Origin of the sequence: Gordonia sp. NB41Y, from assembly GCF_030718915.1 — a bacterium.
Taxonomy (GTDB): domain Bacteria; phylum Actinomycetota; class Actinomycetes; order Mycobacteriales; family Mycobacteriaceae; genus Gordonia; species Gordonia desulfuricans.
In genome coordinates, this window is sequence record NZ_CP132196.1 from 3,935,454 (window position 1) to 3,952,008 (window position 16,555).

Genomic DNA, 16,555 nt, shown 5'->3' on the forward strand with positions numbered 1-16,555 from the left:
CTGTTGACGAGGCGTGTCGAAACCTCTGTCGGCCGGGATTGTCGGCGTGACCACCTCTGAGGTGGTTGCTTCCCGGCGTGGGTTGCGGGGATTTCGACTCGGGTCCTCGCGATGCTCGGTCCCGGCTCAATCATCCACGGGTGGCCTCTGTCGGCCGGGGTCGCAACCACCTCGGACGTGGTTGTCGGATCGGCGACCGGGCCGTCATCGTAGCGTGGCCAGCCGATCGAGGACGTGCTCGGGGGATGCGGCGGCGGGGATCGTCGCCAGGAGGATGTCGGCACCCAGGATCCCGGGATCGGGATCGCCCGACGACGTCCAGAACGTCTCGGGGACCGTCGCGATCACGACGTCGTCGGCCGCCTCGACCATATCGGCGTGGCGCAAGGCCACCGACCAGCCGACGTGCTTGGCGACGTTGGTCACCGAACCGTACTCCGACAACGATTCCCGCGTATCGGCCGGCGAGCCGACCGCATCGAGCAGGACCAGCGACACCGGGACCGCGCCGAGTCGTCCGAGCCATTCGGCGATGTACATCGAGGCGCTGTCGGCGGCGTCCTCGTCCACCTCGTCCAGATCGGTGCCGGCCACCCCGTGCGCCCACGACAGCCAACTCGCCGGGGACGGTACGTGCAGGACGACCGGCCGTCGTGACGACGTACCGATGGTGGTGACCGCGGTGACGAGGCCGGCGACCAGGTCGTCGTCGCCGAGCAGGGTCCGCAGTGCGTAACCGGTGCGGGAACGTCGCCCCATCTCGGTGACCAGATCGGGGGTGCGTTCGAGTTGTGCCTGCTGCCAGCGGCGGACGTCCAGCCACACCGCATCGGGGTCGAGCAGAGAACGGGTCTGACCGAAATGGCCGACGAGAGCGGCGAGATCGGTCCACGGGATGGGTGCGCCCTGGCGGATGACGGCCGTCGCGTAGGCGGTGTCGTCGATGAGCAGTGGACGGGTACGGCCGCTGGGCGGTGCCGAGGTGAGACCGGCGAGACTCATGGGGAACTCCTGGGATGTCAGGGAATCGGGGTGGGAAGGCCGGGTGCGTCCACCGCAGGGGTAAGTGGACGCACCCGGCCGGTCGGGGGCGAGATCAGCGCAGGCGCCGCACCTTCTCGCCGTGCTTGGCCTCCAGCTCGGCCACCCGCTGCTCGAGCGTGGCGATCTTCACCTCGCGGCGATCGGGGATGTTGATCAGCGGCAGCTCGGCGAGCGGGGCGGTCACCCGGCTCGGGCCGTCGATGGTGAACACCGTGGCGGTGAGATCCTCGGTGTCCGAACCCCAGGAACCGTAGTAGTGCAGATCCTTCGGCGGTTCCGGCGTCACGAACTCGGCGCAGAACTCGGCGAACGGCCTGCCCCGCTGCAGCCGCGCCTTGCGGGCCGCGGTACGGGCGGCATCGGTGCCTTCGACGTCGAGCCGGAAGGTCGCCGGATCGTAGTGGACGGCGAAGATGTCCTCGGCCACCTTCTGGCTGATCCGACCCAGCTCGGCGTCGGCGACGACGGACTCCGGGGAACGCTCCAGTGGATCACCGTAGCCACCGCCGGCACCCTGACTGATCATGTACAGCTCGCCGTCCTTGGCGAGATCGAACTGCAGACCCATGTGATAGGTCGAGTACCGGCCGTCGGGGAACGGCTGGTTGTTCATCACCTTCTCGATCGACAGATCGAAGGTCTTGTTGTCCCGGCGGAAATGCTCGTAGACATTGGTGCCCTTGACCATCGCCAACGGATAGGTGCCACACCCGTAGCCGCCGTACATCCCGTAGATCGAGGAGAACTTGGCGCCCGAGGTGACCGTCATGAAACCCCACTGCGGGGTGCCCTCGGCGGCCACGATCATCTCGTAACCCATACCGCCGGTGAACTTCCCGAAGCCCATGTTGTCGCGCACCAGCCGCTTGGCGACCAGCTGCATGAACGGCACCTCCTCTTCCATCACCTCCTGCTCGGCGGTGTCGGCCATCGCACAGAACAGCGGGGAGACCGCATCCTCACCGTCACGGAACGGCTTTGCGCCACCGGGCATCCCGTTGAGGTCGGCACACAGGTTGCCCACCATGTCGCCGTGCTGGGTGATACCACCCCACAGGAACGTGTTGATCTGGTTGAACCAGTTGGCCACCACGTTCGAGTACTTGTGCGGAGTGGAGAACGACATCCGGCTGTAGAGCGCCTGCATCGCCGAGAACCCGCGGAACGATGCCTGCAGCGACTGGCCCATCGGCGCGTCGTAGGAGGCGTCCGCCCAGGTCCCCTCGTCGGAGATGATCTCGATGCAGCTCATCGCGGCCGTGCAGCGTGGCAGATCCGGCCACCAGAACGCCAGGATCGCCTGCATCATCATCGATTTCACCGAACACAGCGGCGAGTTGATGGCGCGGTTGAGGATCTCCGGGCCGGTACCCCGCAGGTCAACCGTCATGTGATCGCCCTTGATGGTGATCTTGCAGGCGAACTTGATCAGGATGTTCTCCTTGAGCGTGGAGTCCATGAACTGATCGAAACGGTAGGTGCCGTCGGGAAGTTCGGCGATGCGGCGGCGCACCTCGGCATCGACATCCTCCACCGTGGTGCGCAGGGCGCCCACGAAGGTGTCCACCCCGACCTCGTCGATCACCTTGTTCACGCGTTCCATGATCTTGTTGACCGCGGTGATCTTGACCTTGAGATCGGCCAGCTGCAGCTTGGGGTCACGCACCGAATGCTGCAGGAAGGTCAGCAGATCGCGACGCAGATGACCGCGTTCGACGATCTTGAACGGACTCATCCGCAGGCCGTCGTCGAAGGCGGTCTCCGAACCGGACGGCATACCGCCCGGTTCACATGCCCCGTTCTCACCCTCGTGGATGGTGGCGGCCACCCACGCGATGATCTCGCCGTCACGGATGATCGGCATGATCATCGACTGGTCGGTGTTGTGCACGTTGCCGTATCGGGCGTCGTTGTGGATGAAGCCGTCACCCTCGTGGATGCCGACGGTCGGCTCGTCCTTCCAGTACTTCATGATATACCGGATCGGGTGGTGCAGGATCGCGCTGAACGCGATCACGCCGTGGCAGGAGAGATAGGAGACGTCGCCGGACGCGGTGTAGATCGCGGTGGTGAGGTCACCCCACTTGGCGCCCGGCGCGGCACCCTGCGCCTCACACATCTCGTAGCCCTCGTCGAGGGCGCCGGCGATACGTTTGCGGATGCGCTCCACCTGCATCCGGTCCACACCGGCGGCGATGGCCAGTTCCTCGTGGTCGGAGCGCTCGGAGATGCTGTGGCTGCGCATGATCTCGCGATCAGGGCCCAGGAACAGCGTGGTCTCGTCCATGAACTTGTCGACCCACTCCTGCTCCTCCGCGGTCAATGCGGGGGTGGTGGGGCGATCGTTGAGTGCAGTCATCGTGTGTCCTTACAGATTTGGTCGATGTGCGCGAAGCGGGTCAGTCCTGCAGGAACCAGACGGCGCCCTGCGGGGTGGGTTCGAGTCGCCACGACGGTTCCACGAGGAAGGTGGTGTTCTCGGTGGTGACGATCGCCGGCCCGTGGATCACCGACTCGGCGGTCAGGGCGTCCTGGTCGTAGACCGGGGTCTCGATGGCCTTGGGATGGCCGATGAAGTGCACCTTGCGGTGTCCGGCCGGAGCGGGTTCGCGGCGGTCGCCGCCGACGGTGAGCTCGTCGAAGTTCACCACATCGCCCTCCACATAGGACGCCACCCGCACGGTGTTGCAGCGGATTCCGGCCTCCGGCGCCGCCGACGAGGCACCGAACCGGTGGCTGTACACGTCGCCGAAGATCTTGATGATCTCCAGCACGTCACCCACACCGTCCATCCGGTTGATGTCGGGCAGGGTGACCGCCTGGGTGAGCAGCTGGTTGCCGTAGCGCATGTCGAGCTCGAGCCGGTGCCGCACATCGTCGGCGGAGAAGCCCTGGCGGACCAGGTCCTCACGCCCCTTGGCCTCGAGTTCGGCGACCACCGTGTTGAATTCGACGTAGTCGTCGTAGAGCGAACGGGTGGTGGCGTTGTACATGGTGACGTGTACGCCGCGCTCGTGGAAGTGCAGCTGGCGCATGTTGCCGGCACCGCATGCGGAGAACACCGACGAGAACGGGGGTGCGAGAACTCGTTTGATCCCGGCGTGGCGGGCGACGCCGCAGGCGTGCAGCGGACCGTTGCCGCCGTAGGCGAGCATGGTGAAGTCCTCCGGCAGGTAGCCGCGGACGCGCAGCTCCTTGCCGATGCCGATCGCCATCTGCTCGTCGACGCCGTCCTTGATCACCCGGGCCACCTCGACGACGTCCATGTCGAGGTGGTCGCACAGGTTCTCCTCCAGGGCGAACCGTGCCCGCTTCGGGTTGAGCTTGATGAACCCGTTGGCGTAGTTGTCCGGATCGAGATAGCCCAGCACCAGGTCGGCGTCGGTCACCGTCGGCTTGAGGCCGCCACGGTCGTAGCAGGCCGGTCCGGGATTCGAGCCGGCCGACTGCGGGCCGATCTTGACCGAGTTGTGGATGCGGTCGTAGCTCGCGATGGAACCGCCACCGGCACCGAGGGTGTCGAGGTGGACCATCGGCACGCTGACCAGCCAGCGGTCGATGGTGGGCAGGAAGTCGTAGTGCTTGACGCCGCCCTCGGGGACCAGGCCGATGTCGAAGGAGGTACCGCCCATGTCGGTGGAGATGACATGCCCGATCCCGGTCTCGTTGGACAGATGCTCGGCCGCACCGACACCGGCGATCGGGCCGGAGTGGATGGTCTGCAACGCATCGGTGGAGTTCATCTGCGCCATACCGCCGGAGTTGTGGATCACCAGCATCGGCTTGTCGTAGCCGAAGTCGCGCAGGTTGTTCGACAGCTGGGACAACGCATGGAACATGATCTCGTGCAGGTAGCCGTCGATGATCGTCGACGTGGCACGCACGTACTCGCCCTTGCGGCCGGACACCTGATGACCGAGCAGCACCGGGATGGCGCCCAACTCGTGCGGCGGGAACTCGTCGAGGATGATCTCCTGGATCGCCAGCTCGTGCTCGGGGTTCTCGGTGGCATTGGTCAGCGAGACGACGATCGCCTCGGCGCCGGCGTCGACGAGTTCGCGCACCACCGACCGGACGTCGTCGGGATCGAGTGCGGCGACGACCTTTCCGGCGGAGTTGATGCGCTCCTTGACCGAACGGATCATGGCGCGCGGCACCAGCGGTTCCGGACGCTCGGCGGCGGGCAGGTTCTGCTGCATCGAATAGTCGAGGCCCTCACCGTATCCGCGACCACGCGAGAGCGGGATGGTGTCCTCGAACCCGTGGGTGACGATCGCGGCGACCTGCGGGCCGTTGCGCTCGATCAGGGCGTTGGTGCCCAGGGTGGTGGCGTAGCGCACCGAGTCGACCTCGCTGAGCACCGTCGAGCGGTCCAGTCCCGCACGCTTGCAGGCCAGGTCGAGGGCGTCGTTGAATCCGATCGCCAGATTGTGGTGTGTGGTCAGGGATTTGGCGTCGACGTAGATGTCGTCCCAGACGAAGAAGCAGTCGGTGAAGGTTCCGCCGATGTCAACGGAGATGCGTTTCATGGGTTCTCCCGGAAGAAGATCGAATAGTGGTTCGGGTCAGCGGATCTGGCCGGCGGCCTTCAATGCCGCGGTATAGGCCTGGGCGTCCTCGCCGGGGCCGTAGTTGAAGACCTCCTCGGCGTCGAGACCGCGCTCGGCCCACTGCCGGCGCAGCGCGGCGACGTCGACCTGGATGTCGTTGGCCGGCGGATGGCCCGGGGGCAGGTACTCCACCTCGATCTGGGTGGCGCATCCGGGGCAGTAGTACTCCAGGATGCGGCAGTAGGTGGGATCGGGGCTGAATGTGTACTCGTAGCGCTCCGGGTCGATGATCGGCTGGTGGATCTCGCGCGGATCACGGTCGTACACCAGCGTTCCCGGCTTGTAGTTGTCATGGGCCGAACCCATGTCCTGGGCGCAGACGCGGCACACCCAGCGTTCGGAGTCGAGGTCGATCAGCAGGTATTCGGTCATCGGGACTCGCATGGGAGTCCCTCCTTTCGTACGGGAGTGGGGGACAGTCGGTTCGGGAGGATCAGCCGACGTCGGTGAGCAGCAGGTCGCCGGCCGAGGTGACCCGGAAGTGCCAGCCGGGCAGGACCCGTGCGGTGAAGAAGGGGCCCTCGATGATCGCCGGGCCGTCGCCGCTGTGCCCGGGGGAGAGGTCCTCGAGCACATGCACCGGTACCTCGTCGACGGTGTCGGCGGCCGACCGGACCCGACGGGTGCCGGTCGCCGGGGCCGGTGTCTCGTCGACCGATTCCTGTTCGGCGAGTTCGGGATGCGGCAGCGGCGCGGTGGTGGTCAGTTCCAGGGTGAGCGTGTGACCGGGGTACTCGACGTCGTCGCCCGGCGCATACGGCACACGCGACCGGGCGCCGGTGTCGGTGCTCTCGAGGACCAGCTGCCACCGGGTCTCGCAGTCGGCGAGCGCATAGCCCTCCTGGAACATGTCGCGCTCGGCGCGGGCGAGGAGCTCGTTGTGGGTCGCCAGGGCCGCGTCGGCGGTGGCCTCGTCGATCACCACCTCATAGGTCTTGCCGACATCGGAGAACGCGATCCCGAAGGCGGAGAAGACCGCGGCGGTGCGCGGGATGAGCACCTGACGCACACCGGCCCGGCGGGCGGCACCGGCGGCACTCATCGGGCCCGCACCACCGAAGGCGAGCAGCGTGGTGTCGGATTCGACCCACGACGAGAACGACTGTGCCAGTGCGGTGAAGAACGCCTGCTCCATCCGGATCAGCGCCTCGTCGAGACCGATCCCGAGCGGCTCGGCGATGGTCTCGGTGATCACCGCGCGGGAGCGTTCGGCGTCGAGGGTGAAGGTGCCGTCCAGGTAGGTGTCGGCGTCGAGCACCCCGAGCAGCAGGTTGACGTCGGTGATGGTGGCCTGCTTGCCGCCGAAACCGAAGCACGCCGGTCCGGGGGCGGCACCGACCGATTTGGGACCGACGGTGATGGTGCCGTCGGTCACCGCGATCACCGACGATCCGCCGACACCGGTGGAGCGCACATCGCTCATCTCGTAGGAGATGTCGACTCCCTCGATGGCGCCGCGGTCGAGGACGGCGACCTCACTGTCGCGCACCATGCCGACGTCGGTGGTGGTACCGCCGATGTCCATCATCAGCGCATGCGGCAGGCCGTATACGCCGGCGAGCGCCGCGGTGCCCTCGAGTCCGCCACGCGGTCCCGACGAGTACGTCTTGAGCGCCACCGACTTGGCCACACGGGAGGATGCGCCGTCGTTGCGGTACACCAGCAGCGGGTTGGCCACCTTGTACTCCTTGAGCCGGCGTTCGGCGCCGTAGAGGAACCGCTCCATGGTCGGGTGCAGGAAGGAGTTGATCACGCACGACCAGGCGCGGCGGGCGTCGTCGCGGTCGCCGGCCAGTTCCCAGCTGTAGATCAGCGGCACCGAGCCGAGCAGATGCCGCGGGAAGCGACGCAGCAGCACATTGCGCAGCGTGCGCTCCACCTCGGCGTCGCCACCGACCACCACGACGCGTGCGGCGCCCTGCGTGGTGAGCCGGTTGACCAGCTGCACGATGTCGAAGTCGAGGGTGTCGGCGTGGGCGTCGACGGTGTGCACACGGTTGCCGATCAGGCCGTCGAACAGCTTGGTCTGGGCGTCGTCGCGCTGCATCTGCTCGGCGAGACCGTCGACGCTGGTGATCACACCGATCATCGGGCCGCGCCGCTCGACCAGCGCATTGGTGCCCTGCGTGGTGGAGTAGCGGATGTGTTGCGCCTGATGAAGCAGCCGCGTGGTGTCGGCCCTGCCGTACAGCTTCTCCGAGGCCTTCTCGATGCCCGTGAACAGGCATTCCGACAGGTCATGCGGGGTGGTGAGGGTTTTGGTGAAGCTGATCGAGGAGCCGTCCCACACGCAGATGTCGGTGAGCGTGCCCCCGTTGTCGATGTTGATGAGTGTGTCCATACCGGTCCGTTCGTCGCCAGTGGATGGGGAGGGTCGAGTGGCGTGCGCCACATCGGATTCCCACTCTGGTGTGGTCTCAGTCACTCGAGATGTGTCAAGATCGGACACATTCGCGCTGGACTATGACTTGGGTCTCATCCACGATTGGTCGAGGACCGAGAACGAGTGCCCGCCCCTGCGGGCGGTCCGGGTGAGGAGCGACGATGCCCAACAGTGCGAACCGGTTGTTGAGGGTGGCGGCTGCCCGTGCAGACTTCCTGGACTCCGGGGTGCAGGGTGCCGCCGGTGTCCCCGACACCGTGGTCGCCTCATGGGAACGCAGCCACGAGGCCGGTGTGGACGTGATGGCGCCGCGCAGCGAGTACACCGAGGACATCGACACCGAATCGCTGCTGCACCGGTGCGCACAGCCGGTGCTCGATCAGCTGATCAGCGACATCGTCGAGATGCCCCTGGTGGTGGCGCTGACCGACAGTCGGGCGCGGATCGTGCGGCGTATCGACGTCTCACCGGCCGTCGGCCGGCTGCTCGATCGTGTGGAGCTGGCGCCGGGATTCCGCTATGCGGAGAACACCGTGGGCACCAACGGCATCGGCACCGTCCTGGAGGCGGGCCGGCCGATCAGCGTCATCGGTCCCGAGCACTTCACCGAACAACTCCAGCCGTTCGCCTGTACCGGCTCACCGATCATCGACCCGGTCACCGGCCGGGTGGAGGGCATCCTCGACATCTCCACGCTGACCACCACATGGAGTCCGGTGATGCACGCGCTGGTCAAGAGCGCCGCCAAGGACATCGGCAACAACCTGCTGATGGACCGCAGTCAGGCGCAGCAGGCGATCTTCGCGACCTACCTGCGGGCCTCGGCGCGCTCGTCCCGACATGCGGTGTTCGCCTTCGGGGATGCGGTGTTCATGGCGAACACGAATGCGCAGAACGGTTTCGACGCCGACGAACAACGCTCCATCCGGGAGCACGCGACCTTCCTGATGAGCCGCACCGGCCACACCAGCGACACGGTGACGATGCCGGGCGGGCGACTGGTGCACATCCGCGGCACCCGCATCGAGATCGGGAGTGCGGTGGTCGGCATGGTGGTGACCGCCGAGGTGATCTCACGCGGCCGTCGACGCCCCGTCGCCGCACAGGGTTTCGGGGTGCAACGGCTGCCCAGTGCCGGGGTGGCGACCGCGGCGACCACGGCATTGGCCGGTGACCTGGGCCGAACGCACACATCGGTGGTCACCGGTCGGTCACCGGCGTGGCAGCGTGCCTGCGACGAACTGCGCAGCGCACTCGAGCACCGGCGGCCCGTGGTGGTGATGGGGGAGACCGGGACCGGGAAGTTCACCCTGGCCGGGGAACTGTTCCACTCGTTGTACTCCGGGGCCCGCAGCGTCGTCATCGACGCCACCCAGGCCGATGGCACCCAGTTCGACGGTGCCCAGTTCGAGGGTGCCCGGTTCGACGCCGACAGCCGGGTGGACGATGTGCCGCCGCTGGTCGAGGAGGTCGACGAGCCCACCCTGATGATCGTGCGGAACATCGATCAGTGTTCCACCGACGGTGTGGAACGGCTGGATGCGCTGTTCACCCAGATCGGTGCGGTCGACGGCCCGGTGTGGTTCCTGGCGACGCTCTCGGATTCGGCACTCGACTCGCATCTCCCGTTCCGGCAGTTGCTGTCCCACTTCGACGGTTCGATCGCGGTGCCACCGTTGCGGTGCCGCACCGACGATCTCAATGCCATCGTGTCCGCGTTGTCGGCGGAACTGGCCGGCGGTCGCAGCGTCCGCTTCAGTCCGGAAGCGTGGCGGATCATCACGCACTACTCGTGGCCGCGCAACATCTCTCAGCTGCGTGAGGCGCTCGATCATGCGCTGCACCGCCGGCCGGCCGGTGAGATCCAGGCGACCGATCTGCCCGGCTACTGTCACACCGTGTCGGCCCGCACGCTGACCCCGCTGGAGAACGCCGAGCGGGACATGATCGTCGCGGCACTGCAGAACAACGGTGGCAATCGGGTTGCGGCGGCGACCGAGGTGGGGATGTCGCGGTCGACGCTGTACCGGAAGCTCAAGAGCTACGGGATCACCGCCTGAGGGATGGGCCGTAAGGGGGATTTCGGTGTATATCCGCTGATCCCGGGGTGTTTCGGCGGTTGTGGTCGGCGGTGTGATGCACAGGTGCGCTGTGAGAACGCTGAGAGCGCACCCCTGGAATGGTAAGGCTTGCCTGGGTTACGTTGGGCCACCGAATGATCGGACAGACCAACCTGGGGTGGGCTCATCGTGGAACTTTCTCGTCGGCACTTCTTGGCGGCCGGGCTCGGTGCATCCGCGCTACTGGCGCTCGCCGCGTGCGGCGGCAACGGCGTGGCCTCGGTCGATGACGTCGTCGCCGACGGTCCCGATGCGGTGGTGATCACCACCGCAGCACCCAACCGGGAGCTCCCGTTGCTGTTGCGGCTCATGACCTTCACCGTGAAGGAGGGCACCACCGACTTCACCTCGGCGAACGGCACAGGTCCGTTCGAACTCGAGTCGTACACCGACGGGAACGCGCGACTGGTGCGCAACGAATCCTGGTACGGGGGTGCGCCCCGGCTGGACGCCATCGAGGTCACCCGATTCGACAGCCCCACAGCGATGGCGAACGCAGTGCTCGCCGGTCAGATCGACCTGGCCTCGAATGTCGGTGCGGTGGCGGGACGTACCGCCGAGGGACGCTCGGACCTCACCGTCGTCCGACGCCCCAACGACGTCGTGATCGCCGTGGTGATGCGTACCTCCGGCGGTCCGTTCGCCGACCCGCGGGTCCGTGAGGCGCTGCGCCTGGCCACCGACCGCGAGGCGATGGTCACCCAGGTGGCCTCCGGATACGGCAGTGTGGCCAATGACGTTCTGGGCGTGGGTGATCCGCTCTACGACAAGTCGCTTCCCCAGCGCCGTCGCGACCTCGCCCGCGCCCGGCAGCTCCTCGCCGAGGCCGGCTTCGACACCGGGGCGACCTACCCCCTGGTCACCAAGGAGGAAGCCGTCGGGGAGGTCGATTCGGCGAAACTCTTCGCCACCCAGGTCGCCGACATCGGCGTCACCGTCGACGTGGTGGTTCAGGACGCCAACACCTTCTACGACGAAACCTGGTTGCAGGCACCGTTCTACACCGTGAACTGGGGGACCAACGACTCGGTCATCTTCTTCGCGAGCAAGACCATGTACTCCGGAACCAAGTGGAACGAGACCGATTTCCACGACCCCGAGTTCGACGCGGCCTACACCGCGGCGCTCTCGGCCGCCGACGACGCGAGCTACACCGCGGCGAGCACCACCCTCCAACGGATCCGGTACGAGCGTGGGGGCTACATCGTCTGGGGCATGGTCGACGGGGTCGACGTCGCATCGTCGAAGGTCTCCGGCCTGCCGACGCTCGGCGGGTACGGCCGTGTCCAGCTCGAGAAGGCGTGGCTGTCGAGTTGATCACGCCCGGTGCGGCGTTGGTGGAAGCATCGGGGTCGTGGCCGAGGCGGTCTGCCCCCACCGTGATCTGGATCGCCACCGTGATCGCACAGCGGGCGTTGCTGCTCCTGGCCGTCCTGACCCTCGTGTTCGCCGCCGTGGACTTCCTGCCCGGAAATGCGGCACGCGCAGCACTCGGTCGCGATGCGACTCCGGAACAGATTGCGGCATACGAGCATGCACTCGGCCTGGACCGGCCCCTCGCCGTCCGCTACGTCGACTGGTTGGGCGGACTGCTGACCGGCGACCTCGGAACCACCGTCCGCGGCATCCCGATCGGCGAGGTCGTGTCGACCAAGATGCCCAACACGTTGCTGCTCGGCGGGCTGGCGCTGGTCGTGACCGCGCTGGTCACCGTTGCCGGTGGTGCGGTGTGGCGCTGCGACCCCGCGGGATCTCTGCGCGGGTGCTGTCGCCGTCGACGACGATGATGATCGCCGTACCCGAATTCGTGGTCGCCACCATGCTGGTGTTCGTCTTCTCGCTGGGGGCCGGCTGGTTTCCGGCGGTGACCATCACGAATGCGGCAGGCGCACCGGCGAGCCCGTCGATGCTGGTCCTCCCGGTCCTCGCCCTGGCCATCCCACAGTCGGCGTGGAACATTCGTGTCGCCCGTGCGGCGCTCGTCGACGCATCGGGCTCACCCCACGTGTCGGCCGCAGAACTCGACGGGCTCGGGCAGCGGCACATCCTGTTCCGCCATGTGCTCCCGATCGCCCTGCCCACCATCGCCACCTCACTGGCCACCTCGGTGGGGATGCTGCTCGGCGGTGCGCTGGTGGTCGAGACCATCTTCAACTATCCGGGGATCGGATCGGTCCTGGCCGGATCGGTGGCCGACCGTGACGCCGTGCTGGTCGCATCCGTTGTCGCCCTCACCGGTGCCGCGATCACCGTGATCCTGCTGGCCGCCGACCTCCTGCGCGTCTGGGCGGTGCGTGGACGATGAGGATGCCGGCCATGAGAACCCCGGCCAGGAGAACCCCGGCGATCGCCCCGCGGGTACGGGCGGTTCTCCTGGTGATCCCGGCGCTGGTGATCGTCGGCATCGCCGTCGTCGGACCGTGGATCGCCCCGCACCGCGTCGACGAGGGCGTCGGAATCCCCTACGCACCGGCATCATCACAGGCTCCTGCCGGAACCGATCACCTCGGCCAGGACGTCTGGAGTCACCTGCTCACCGGCGGCTGGGGGCTGTTGCTGTTGGCCACGGTGATCGCCCTGCTGGTGACCTTCCTCGCGGCGGTGATCGGGACCATCGCGGCCGTGCGACCCGCCGTGGGGGACGCCATCGAACGGTGCACGGACCTGTTGATGCTGGTACCGCCGGTGTTGGCGATCCTGCTGGTGATGCTGTCGTGGCCGCAGTCGGGGGCCTATGGCCTCGTCGGGATCGCCGTGGTCATCGGAACCCCCTATTCGGCACGGGTTTTCGCGGCCGCGGCGGCCGGGATCGCGGTGAGCGGCTACGTCGAGGTGGCCGTCGCCAGTGGAGAGCGACTGTGGTACCTGGTCTTTCGTGAGGTGCTCCCCAATCTGCGGCACACCGTGACCACGCAGCTCGGGCTGCGATTCGTCGAGGCGATGTATCTGGTCAGCACCGCCGCATTCCTGCAGCTGCCCGCCACGCTCGGCCGAACGAACTGGGCGGTGATGGTCCGGGAGAACGGCGCGGGCATCCTGCTGAACCCGTGGGCGGTGGTGCTGCCGAGCATTGCCATCGGTGTCCTCGCGATCAGCGTCAACCTCACCATCGACGCGCTACTCCCCGACGACCGACGGATGCGCACATGACCCGGCCGCATGTCGTCGTCGACGACCACACCGTGACCACATCCGACGGTCTCCACACACTGCTGACCCACGGTGAACTGACCCTGCGGCCCGGGAAGATCACCGCGATCAGTGGTGAATCCGGCTCGGGCAAGACCACATTGATGCAGGCGGTGCTCGGTCACCTGCCACCCGGTGCGCGACTCGGTGCGAGCAGTGTCCGTGTCCTCGGACATGATGTCCTGAGGCTGCCGCCCGATGAGCTCCGTGCGCTCCGACGCGAGCACCTGGCCTTCGTGGGGCAGGATCCGGGTTCCGCACTCAATCCGACGATGCGGGTGCGGACCCTGCTCGGTGAACTCGCCGACGACACCGCGCGCCGCGATCCCGGTTGGGCGCTCGATCGGGTGGGCCTGCCCGCATCGATGACGGGCCGGCGGCCGGGAGAGTTGTCCGGTGGGCAACAGCGCCGGGTTGCGTTGGCGCGAGCGCTGGTTCGGGGTGTGGACGTGCTGCTGGTGGACGAACCGTTCGCCGGACTCGACGCCCGGGTCCGCGACGGCATCGTCGAGCTCCTCCGCGAACTCGCCGACGAGGAAGGTCTGGCGATCGGGGTCTCCGGTCATCAGGCCGCCACCCTGGACGCGCTCGCCGACGAGCACGTCGTCGTCGGACCGGCCGTGCCGGTGTCGTACACGCCGGCCCCGTGCACGGCCACTCCCGCCGGGCGCGGAGCATCGGGCGGCAGGATATCCGGTGGTACAGGCGATTCGGTGATCCTCGCCGGTGCCGGAATCCGGCTCGTCCGCGGTGGGCAACCCGTGCTCGACGGTGCCGGCATCGCCCTGCGGCGCGGTCGTTCGACGGCGGTGGTCGGAGCGTCGGGTGCGGGGAAGACCAGCCTCGCCCGGGTGCTGGCCGGACTCGAATCCCCGGCCACCGGAACCCTTCACCTCGACGGTGACCGCATCAACCTGCGCGGATCACGCCGACGCCGGGATGCGCGGCGGGTCATCCAGCTCGTGCCACAGAATCCGATGTCGACGCTCAATCCGGCCAGGACGGTGGCCGAGACCCTCGCCCGTCCACTGCAGCGGTCGGGAGTCGGGGACCGGGGCCGACGCACACAGGTGATCGACGAACTGCTCGAATCGGTGGGGCTGACCGGCGAGCACAGGACCCGGTACCCCCATGAGCTGTCGGGCGGTCAGCGACAACGGGTCTCGGTGGCGCGTGCCCTCGCCCATCGGCCCGAGGTGTTGATCTGCGATGAGGTGACATCGGCGCTCGACGAGGCCACCGCGGCGTCGATCATGGAACTGCTGCGCGATGTGATGGACGAGCGGCGGATCGCGGTGATGGTGATCAGCCACGACCTCGACCTGGTCCGACGGTTCTGCGACAGCACCCTCACCCTGACCGCCGGACGGCTGGTCGAGACGTGACCGGGGACGGTTCGGGCCGCTCGGACGGCTCGGATGCCGCGCGGCCGGTGGGTGCAGACGCCGACCCGATGACCTACCGGCGCACCGGCCGTGAGCTGGTGGGGCTGTCGGCGCCGATCGCCCTCACCCAGCTCGCGCAGGTCGCGCTGACCACCACCGACCTCGCGATGATGGGACTGATCAGCACCGAGGCCCTCGCCGCCGGTGGCCTCGCGATCACCCTGTTCAACCAGGTCCGCACGATGGGCGTCGGCCTGATCACCGCGGTGGGCAACCTGGTCGCGCATGCGGTGGGGCGCCACGACCGGGCTTGCGCGGCCGGCGGAGACCGGGCGATCCCGGATGGCCCGGACGCCACCGATGTCGCCGACGAGATCCGCGACATCGTGCGGTCGAGCTTCCTGATCGCGACCCTCGCCGGGATCGCCGGCGGCGTGGTCCTGGTCGCGCTCGGCATGGTGCTGCGTGTCGTCGGAGTGGGCGCCACGGTCGCGGAACCGGCGATGTGGATGCTCGTCGCGCTGGCCCCGGGACTGTTGCCGTGTCTGTGGTTTCAGGTGATCCGACAGTTCACCGTCGGCATGCGACGACCCAAGGCGCTTCTGCTGATCACCGTCGTGTCGCTGCTGATCAACATCGCGCTCAACTGGATGTTCATCCACGGGACCTTCGGGATGCCCGCCCTCGGACTGACCGGGATCGGACTCTCCACCTCGCTGGTCTATCTGGTGACATTCGTGATCTTCGCGATCGTGGTGCGGCGCGACCGTACCCTCGCGCCGATCTTCGGTGTGGCAGTGCATCGTTCGCAGGCATCCACGGTGCGGCGCATCCTGCGTCTCGGGACGCCGATCGCCGGGACCTACGGCAGTGAGGCCGGTCTGTTCACGGTGGCGGCGATCATCATCGGCGGATTCGGGGCGCCGGCCCTCGCTGCGCACAACGTGGTCGTCGTGAATCCGGTGATGCACCCGGCGAGTACGACCCGGGCGACCTACGATCGCGGTACCCGACGGTGTCGGGACGCAGGGCGCGGTTCGGGCCGGACCGCGCCGTGGGCTGCCCGAGGACTGTGTCGTCCGGGAAGGACCTGATGGAGACCTCCGCGACATTGCGGTTCGCGCTCTTGCTCACCTGTGCGAGCGGATTCCTCGACAGCTACACCTTTCTGGTCCGCGGCGGGGTGTTCGCGAATGCGCAGACCGGCAACGTCATCTTCTTCGGGATCGATCTCGCCGGGCGGCAGTGGCATCAGGCGCTCGGGCATCTGTGGCCGATCATCGCCTTCGTCGTCGGCGTGGTGTCGGCGGTACACATCAAGGCCGGCCGCCTCGACCGGATACTGCACTACCCGATCCGCGTGACGGTGGCGCTGTTCGCCGTGATCCTGTGCGCCGTGGGATTCGTGCCCACTTCCGCGCCACACTGGATTGCGACCATCCCGATCGCATTCCTGGCGGCGATGCAGATCGAACTGTTCCGCAGTATCGGTGATCTCAACTATGTGTCGGTCGCGACCACCGGCAATCTGATGCGCCTGGTGGAGGCCGGATATGCCACCTTGGCCGATCGAGACAGCGTGTCCCGGTACGCCTTCCGCGTGTATCTCGGGGTGGTCGGGATCTTCGCTGCCGGGGCGGTGATCGGTGCGTTCGCCTCCCACGAGTGGGGTGCCCGGGCCGCATGGATCCCGGCGGCCTTTCTGGCGGTCACCCTGGTGCTGTTCGTCGTGGACGAGCGGCGAGCCGAACCCGGGACCTGAACGCGGTGATCGTCCCTCGCCCCCGATACCGCGGTTCACCGTGCCCGATGGCGCCGCGGTAC

Annotated in this window: 13 protein-coding genes; 8 read left to right on the forward strand and 5 right to left on the reverse strand. The window is 67.4% G+C overall.

Going from position 1 to position 16,555, the window contains the following annotated elements:
• Positions 1–204: 204 nt before the first annotated feature.
• From Q9K23_RS17020 to Q9K23_RS17040, 5 genes are all read right to left on the reverse strand, one after another.
• Complete coding sequence (locus tag Q9K23_RS17020; protein WP_020789490.1) at positions 205–1,002, reverse strand: hypothetical protein; 798 nt, start codon at positions 1,000–1,002, stop codon at positions 205–207.
• Between the two features lie 94 nt (positions 1,003–1,096).
• Entirely contained in the window at positions 1,097–3,403 is a 2,307-nt protein-coding gene (locus Q9K23_RS17025; protein ID WP_053776205.1) for a hydantoinase B/oxoprolinase family protein, read from the reverse strand.
• A 40-nt stretch (positions 3,404–3,443) separates the two neighbouring features.
• A complete protein-coding gene (locus tag Q9K23_RS17030) occupies positions 3,444–5,573 on the reverse strand; it encodes a hydantoinase/oxoprolinase family protein (RefSeq protein WP_059038556.1) in 2,130 nt (709 codons plus the stop codon).
• A gap of 36 nt (positions 5,574–5,609) precedes the next feature.
• Positions 5,610–6,038, reverse strand: a complete 429-nt coding sequence (locus tag Q9K23_RS17035) for an acetone carboxylase subunit gamma (protein WP_053776206.1) — start codon at positions 6,036–6,038, stop codon at positions 5,610–5,612.
• Between the two features lie 49 nt (positions 6,039–6,087).
• Positions 6,088–7,995, reverse strand: a complete 1,908-nt coding sequence (locus tag Q9K23_RS17040) for a hydantoinase/oxoprolinase family protein (protein WP_053776207.1) — start codon at positions 7,993–7,995, stop codon at positions 6,088–6,090.
• A 203-nt stretch (positions 7,996–8,198) separates the two neighbouring features.
• Here Q9K23_RS17040 and Q9K23_RS17045 point away from each other — a divergent pair, with 203 nt between their 5' ends.
• The 8 genes from Q9K23_RS17045 (at position 8,199) to Q9K23_RS17080 (ending at position 16,493) form a co-directional block, all read left to right on the forward strand.
• A complete protein-coding gene (locus tag Q9K23_RS17045; protein WP_053776208.1) occupies positions 8,199–10,097 on the forward strand; it encodes a helix-turn-helix domain-containing protein in 1,899 nt (632 codons plus the stop codon).
• Positions 10,098–10,286: 189 nt separating this feature from the next.
• The gene (locus Q9K23_RS17050; protein ID WP_020789480.1) at positions 10,287–11,474 is read left to right on the forward strand and encodes an ABC transporter substrate-binding protein; all 1,188 of its coding nucleotides are present in this window, start codon (positions 10,287–10,289) and stop codon (positions 11,472–11,474) included.
• On the forward strand, positions 11,459–11,944 hold the full coding sequence (locus Q9K23_RS17055) for a hypothetical protein (RefSeq protein ID WP_020789478.1): 486 nt from the start codon (positions 11,459–11,461) through the stop codon (positions 11,942–11,944). The genes Q9K23_RS17050 and Q9K23_RS17055 overlap by 16 nt, the downstream gene beginning before the upstream one ends.
• Entirely contained in the window at positions 11,887–12,462 is a 576-nt protein-coding gene (locus tag Q9K23_RS17060) for an ABC transporter permease (RefSeq protein WP_261977654.1), read from the forward strand. Before Q9K23_RS17055 ends, Q9K23_RS17060 begins: the two co-directional genes overlap by 58 nt.
• 11 nt (positions 12,463–12,473) lie before the next feature.
• Positions 12,474–13,307 (forward strand): ABC transporter permease subunit, encoded by an 834-nt coding sequence (locus Q9K23_RS17065; RefSeq protein WP_152972586.1) that lies wholly within the window; start codon positions 12,474–12,476, stop codon positions 13,305–13,307.
• Positions 13,304–14,731, forward strand: coding sequence for an ATP-binding cassette domain-containing protein (locus Q9K23_RS17070; protein ID WP_053776209.1), 1,428 nt, complete (start codon positions 13,304–13,306; stop codon positions 14,729–14,731). Before Q9K23_RS17065 ends, Q9K23_RS17070 begins: the two co-directional genes overlap by 4 nt.
• The gene (locus Q9K23_RS17075; protein ID WP_261977655.1) at positions 14,728–15,825 is read left to right on the forward strand and encodes an MATE family efflux transporter; all 1,098 of its coding nucleotides are present in this window, start codon (positions 14,728–14,730) and stop codon (positions 15,823–15,825) included. Before Q9K23_RS17070 ends, Q9K23_RS17075 begins: the two co-directional genes overlap by 4 nt.
• Entirely contained in the window at positions 15,825–16,493 is a 669-nt protein-coding gene (locus tag Q9K23_RS17080) for a YoaK family protein (RefSeq protein ID WP_053776210.1), read from the forward strand. The genes Q9K23_RS17075 and Q9K23_RS17080 overlap by 1 nt, the downstream gene beginning before the upstream one ends.
• The last annotated feature ends 62 nt before the right edge of the window (positions 16,494–16,555 follow it).

What these genes read in the sequence shown, in the direction of transcription:
- Q9K23_RS17030 (WP_059038556.1), bottom strand. Translation starts at nt 5,573, where the DNA reads ATGAAACGCATCTCCGTTGACATCGGCGGAACCTTCACCGACTGCTTC.
- Q9K23_RS17035 (WP_053776206.1), bottom strand. Translation starts at nt 6,038, where the DNA reads ATGCGAGTCCCGATGACCGAATACCTGCTGATCGACCTCGACTCCGAA.
- Q9K23_RS17025 (WP_053776205.1), bottom strand. Translation starts at nt 3,403, where the DNA reads ATGACTGCACTCAACGATCGCCCCACCACCCCCGCATTGACCGCGGAG.
- Q9K23_RS17045 (WP_053776208.1), top strand. Translation starts at nt 8,199, where the DNA reads ATGCCCAACAGTGCGAACCGGTTGTTGAGGGTGGCGGCTGCCCGTGCA.
- Q9K23_RS17080 (WP_053776210.1), top strand. Translation starts at nt 15,825, where the DNA reads ATGGAGACCTCCGCGACATTGCGGTTCGCGCTCTTGCTCACCTGTGCG.
- Q9K23_RS17020 (WP_020789490.1), bottom strand. Translation starts at nt 1,002, where the DNA reads ATGAGTCTCGCCGGTCTCACCTCGGCACCGCCCAGCGGCCGTACCCGT.
- Q9K23_RS17070 (WP_053776209.1), top strand. Translation starts at nt 13,304, where the DNA reads ATGACCCGGCCGCATGTCGTCGTCGACGACCACACCGTGACCACATCC.
- Q9K23_RS17040 (WP_053776207.1), bottom strand. Translation starts at nt 7,995, where the DNA reads ATGGACACACTCATCAACATCGACAACGGGGGCACGCTCACCGACATC.
- Q9K23_RS17065 (WP_152972586.1), top strand. Translation starts at nt 12,474, where the DNA reads ATGAGAACCCCGGCCAGGAGAACCCCGGCGATCGCCCCGCGGGTACGG.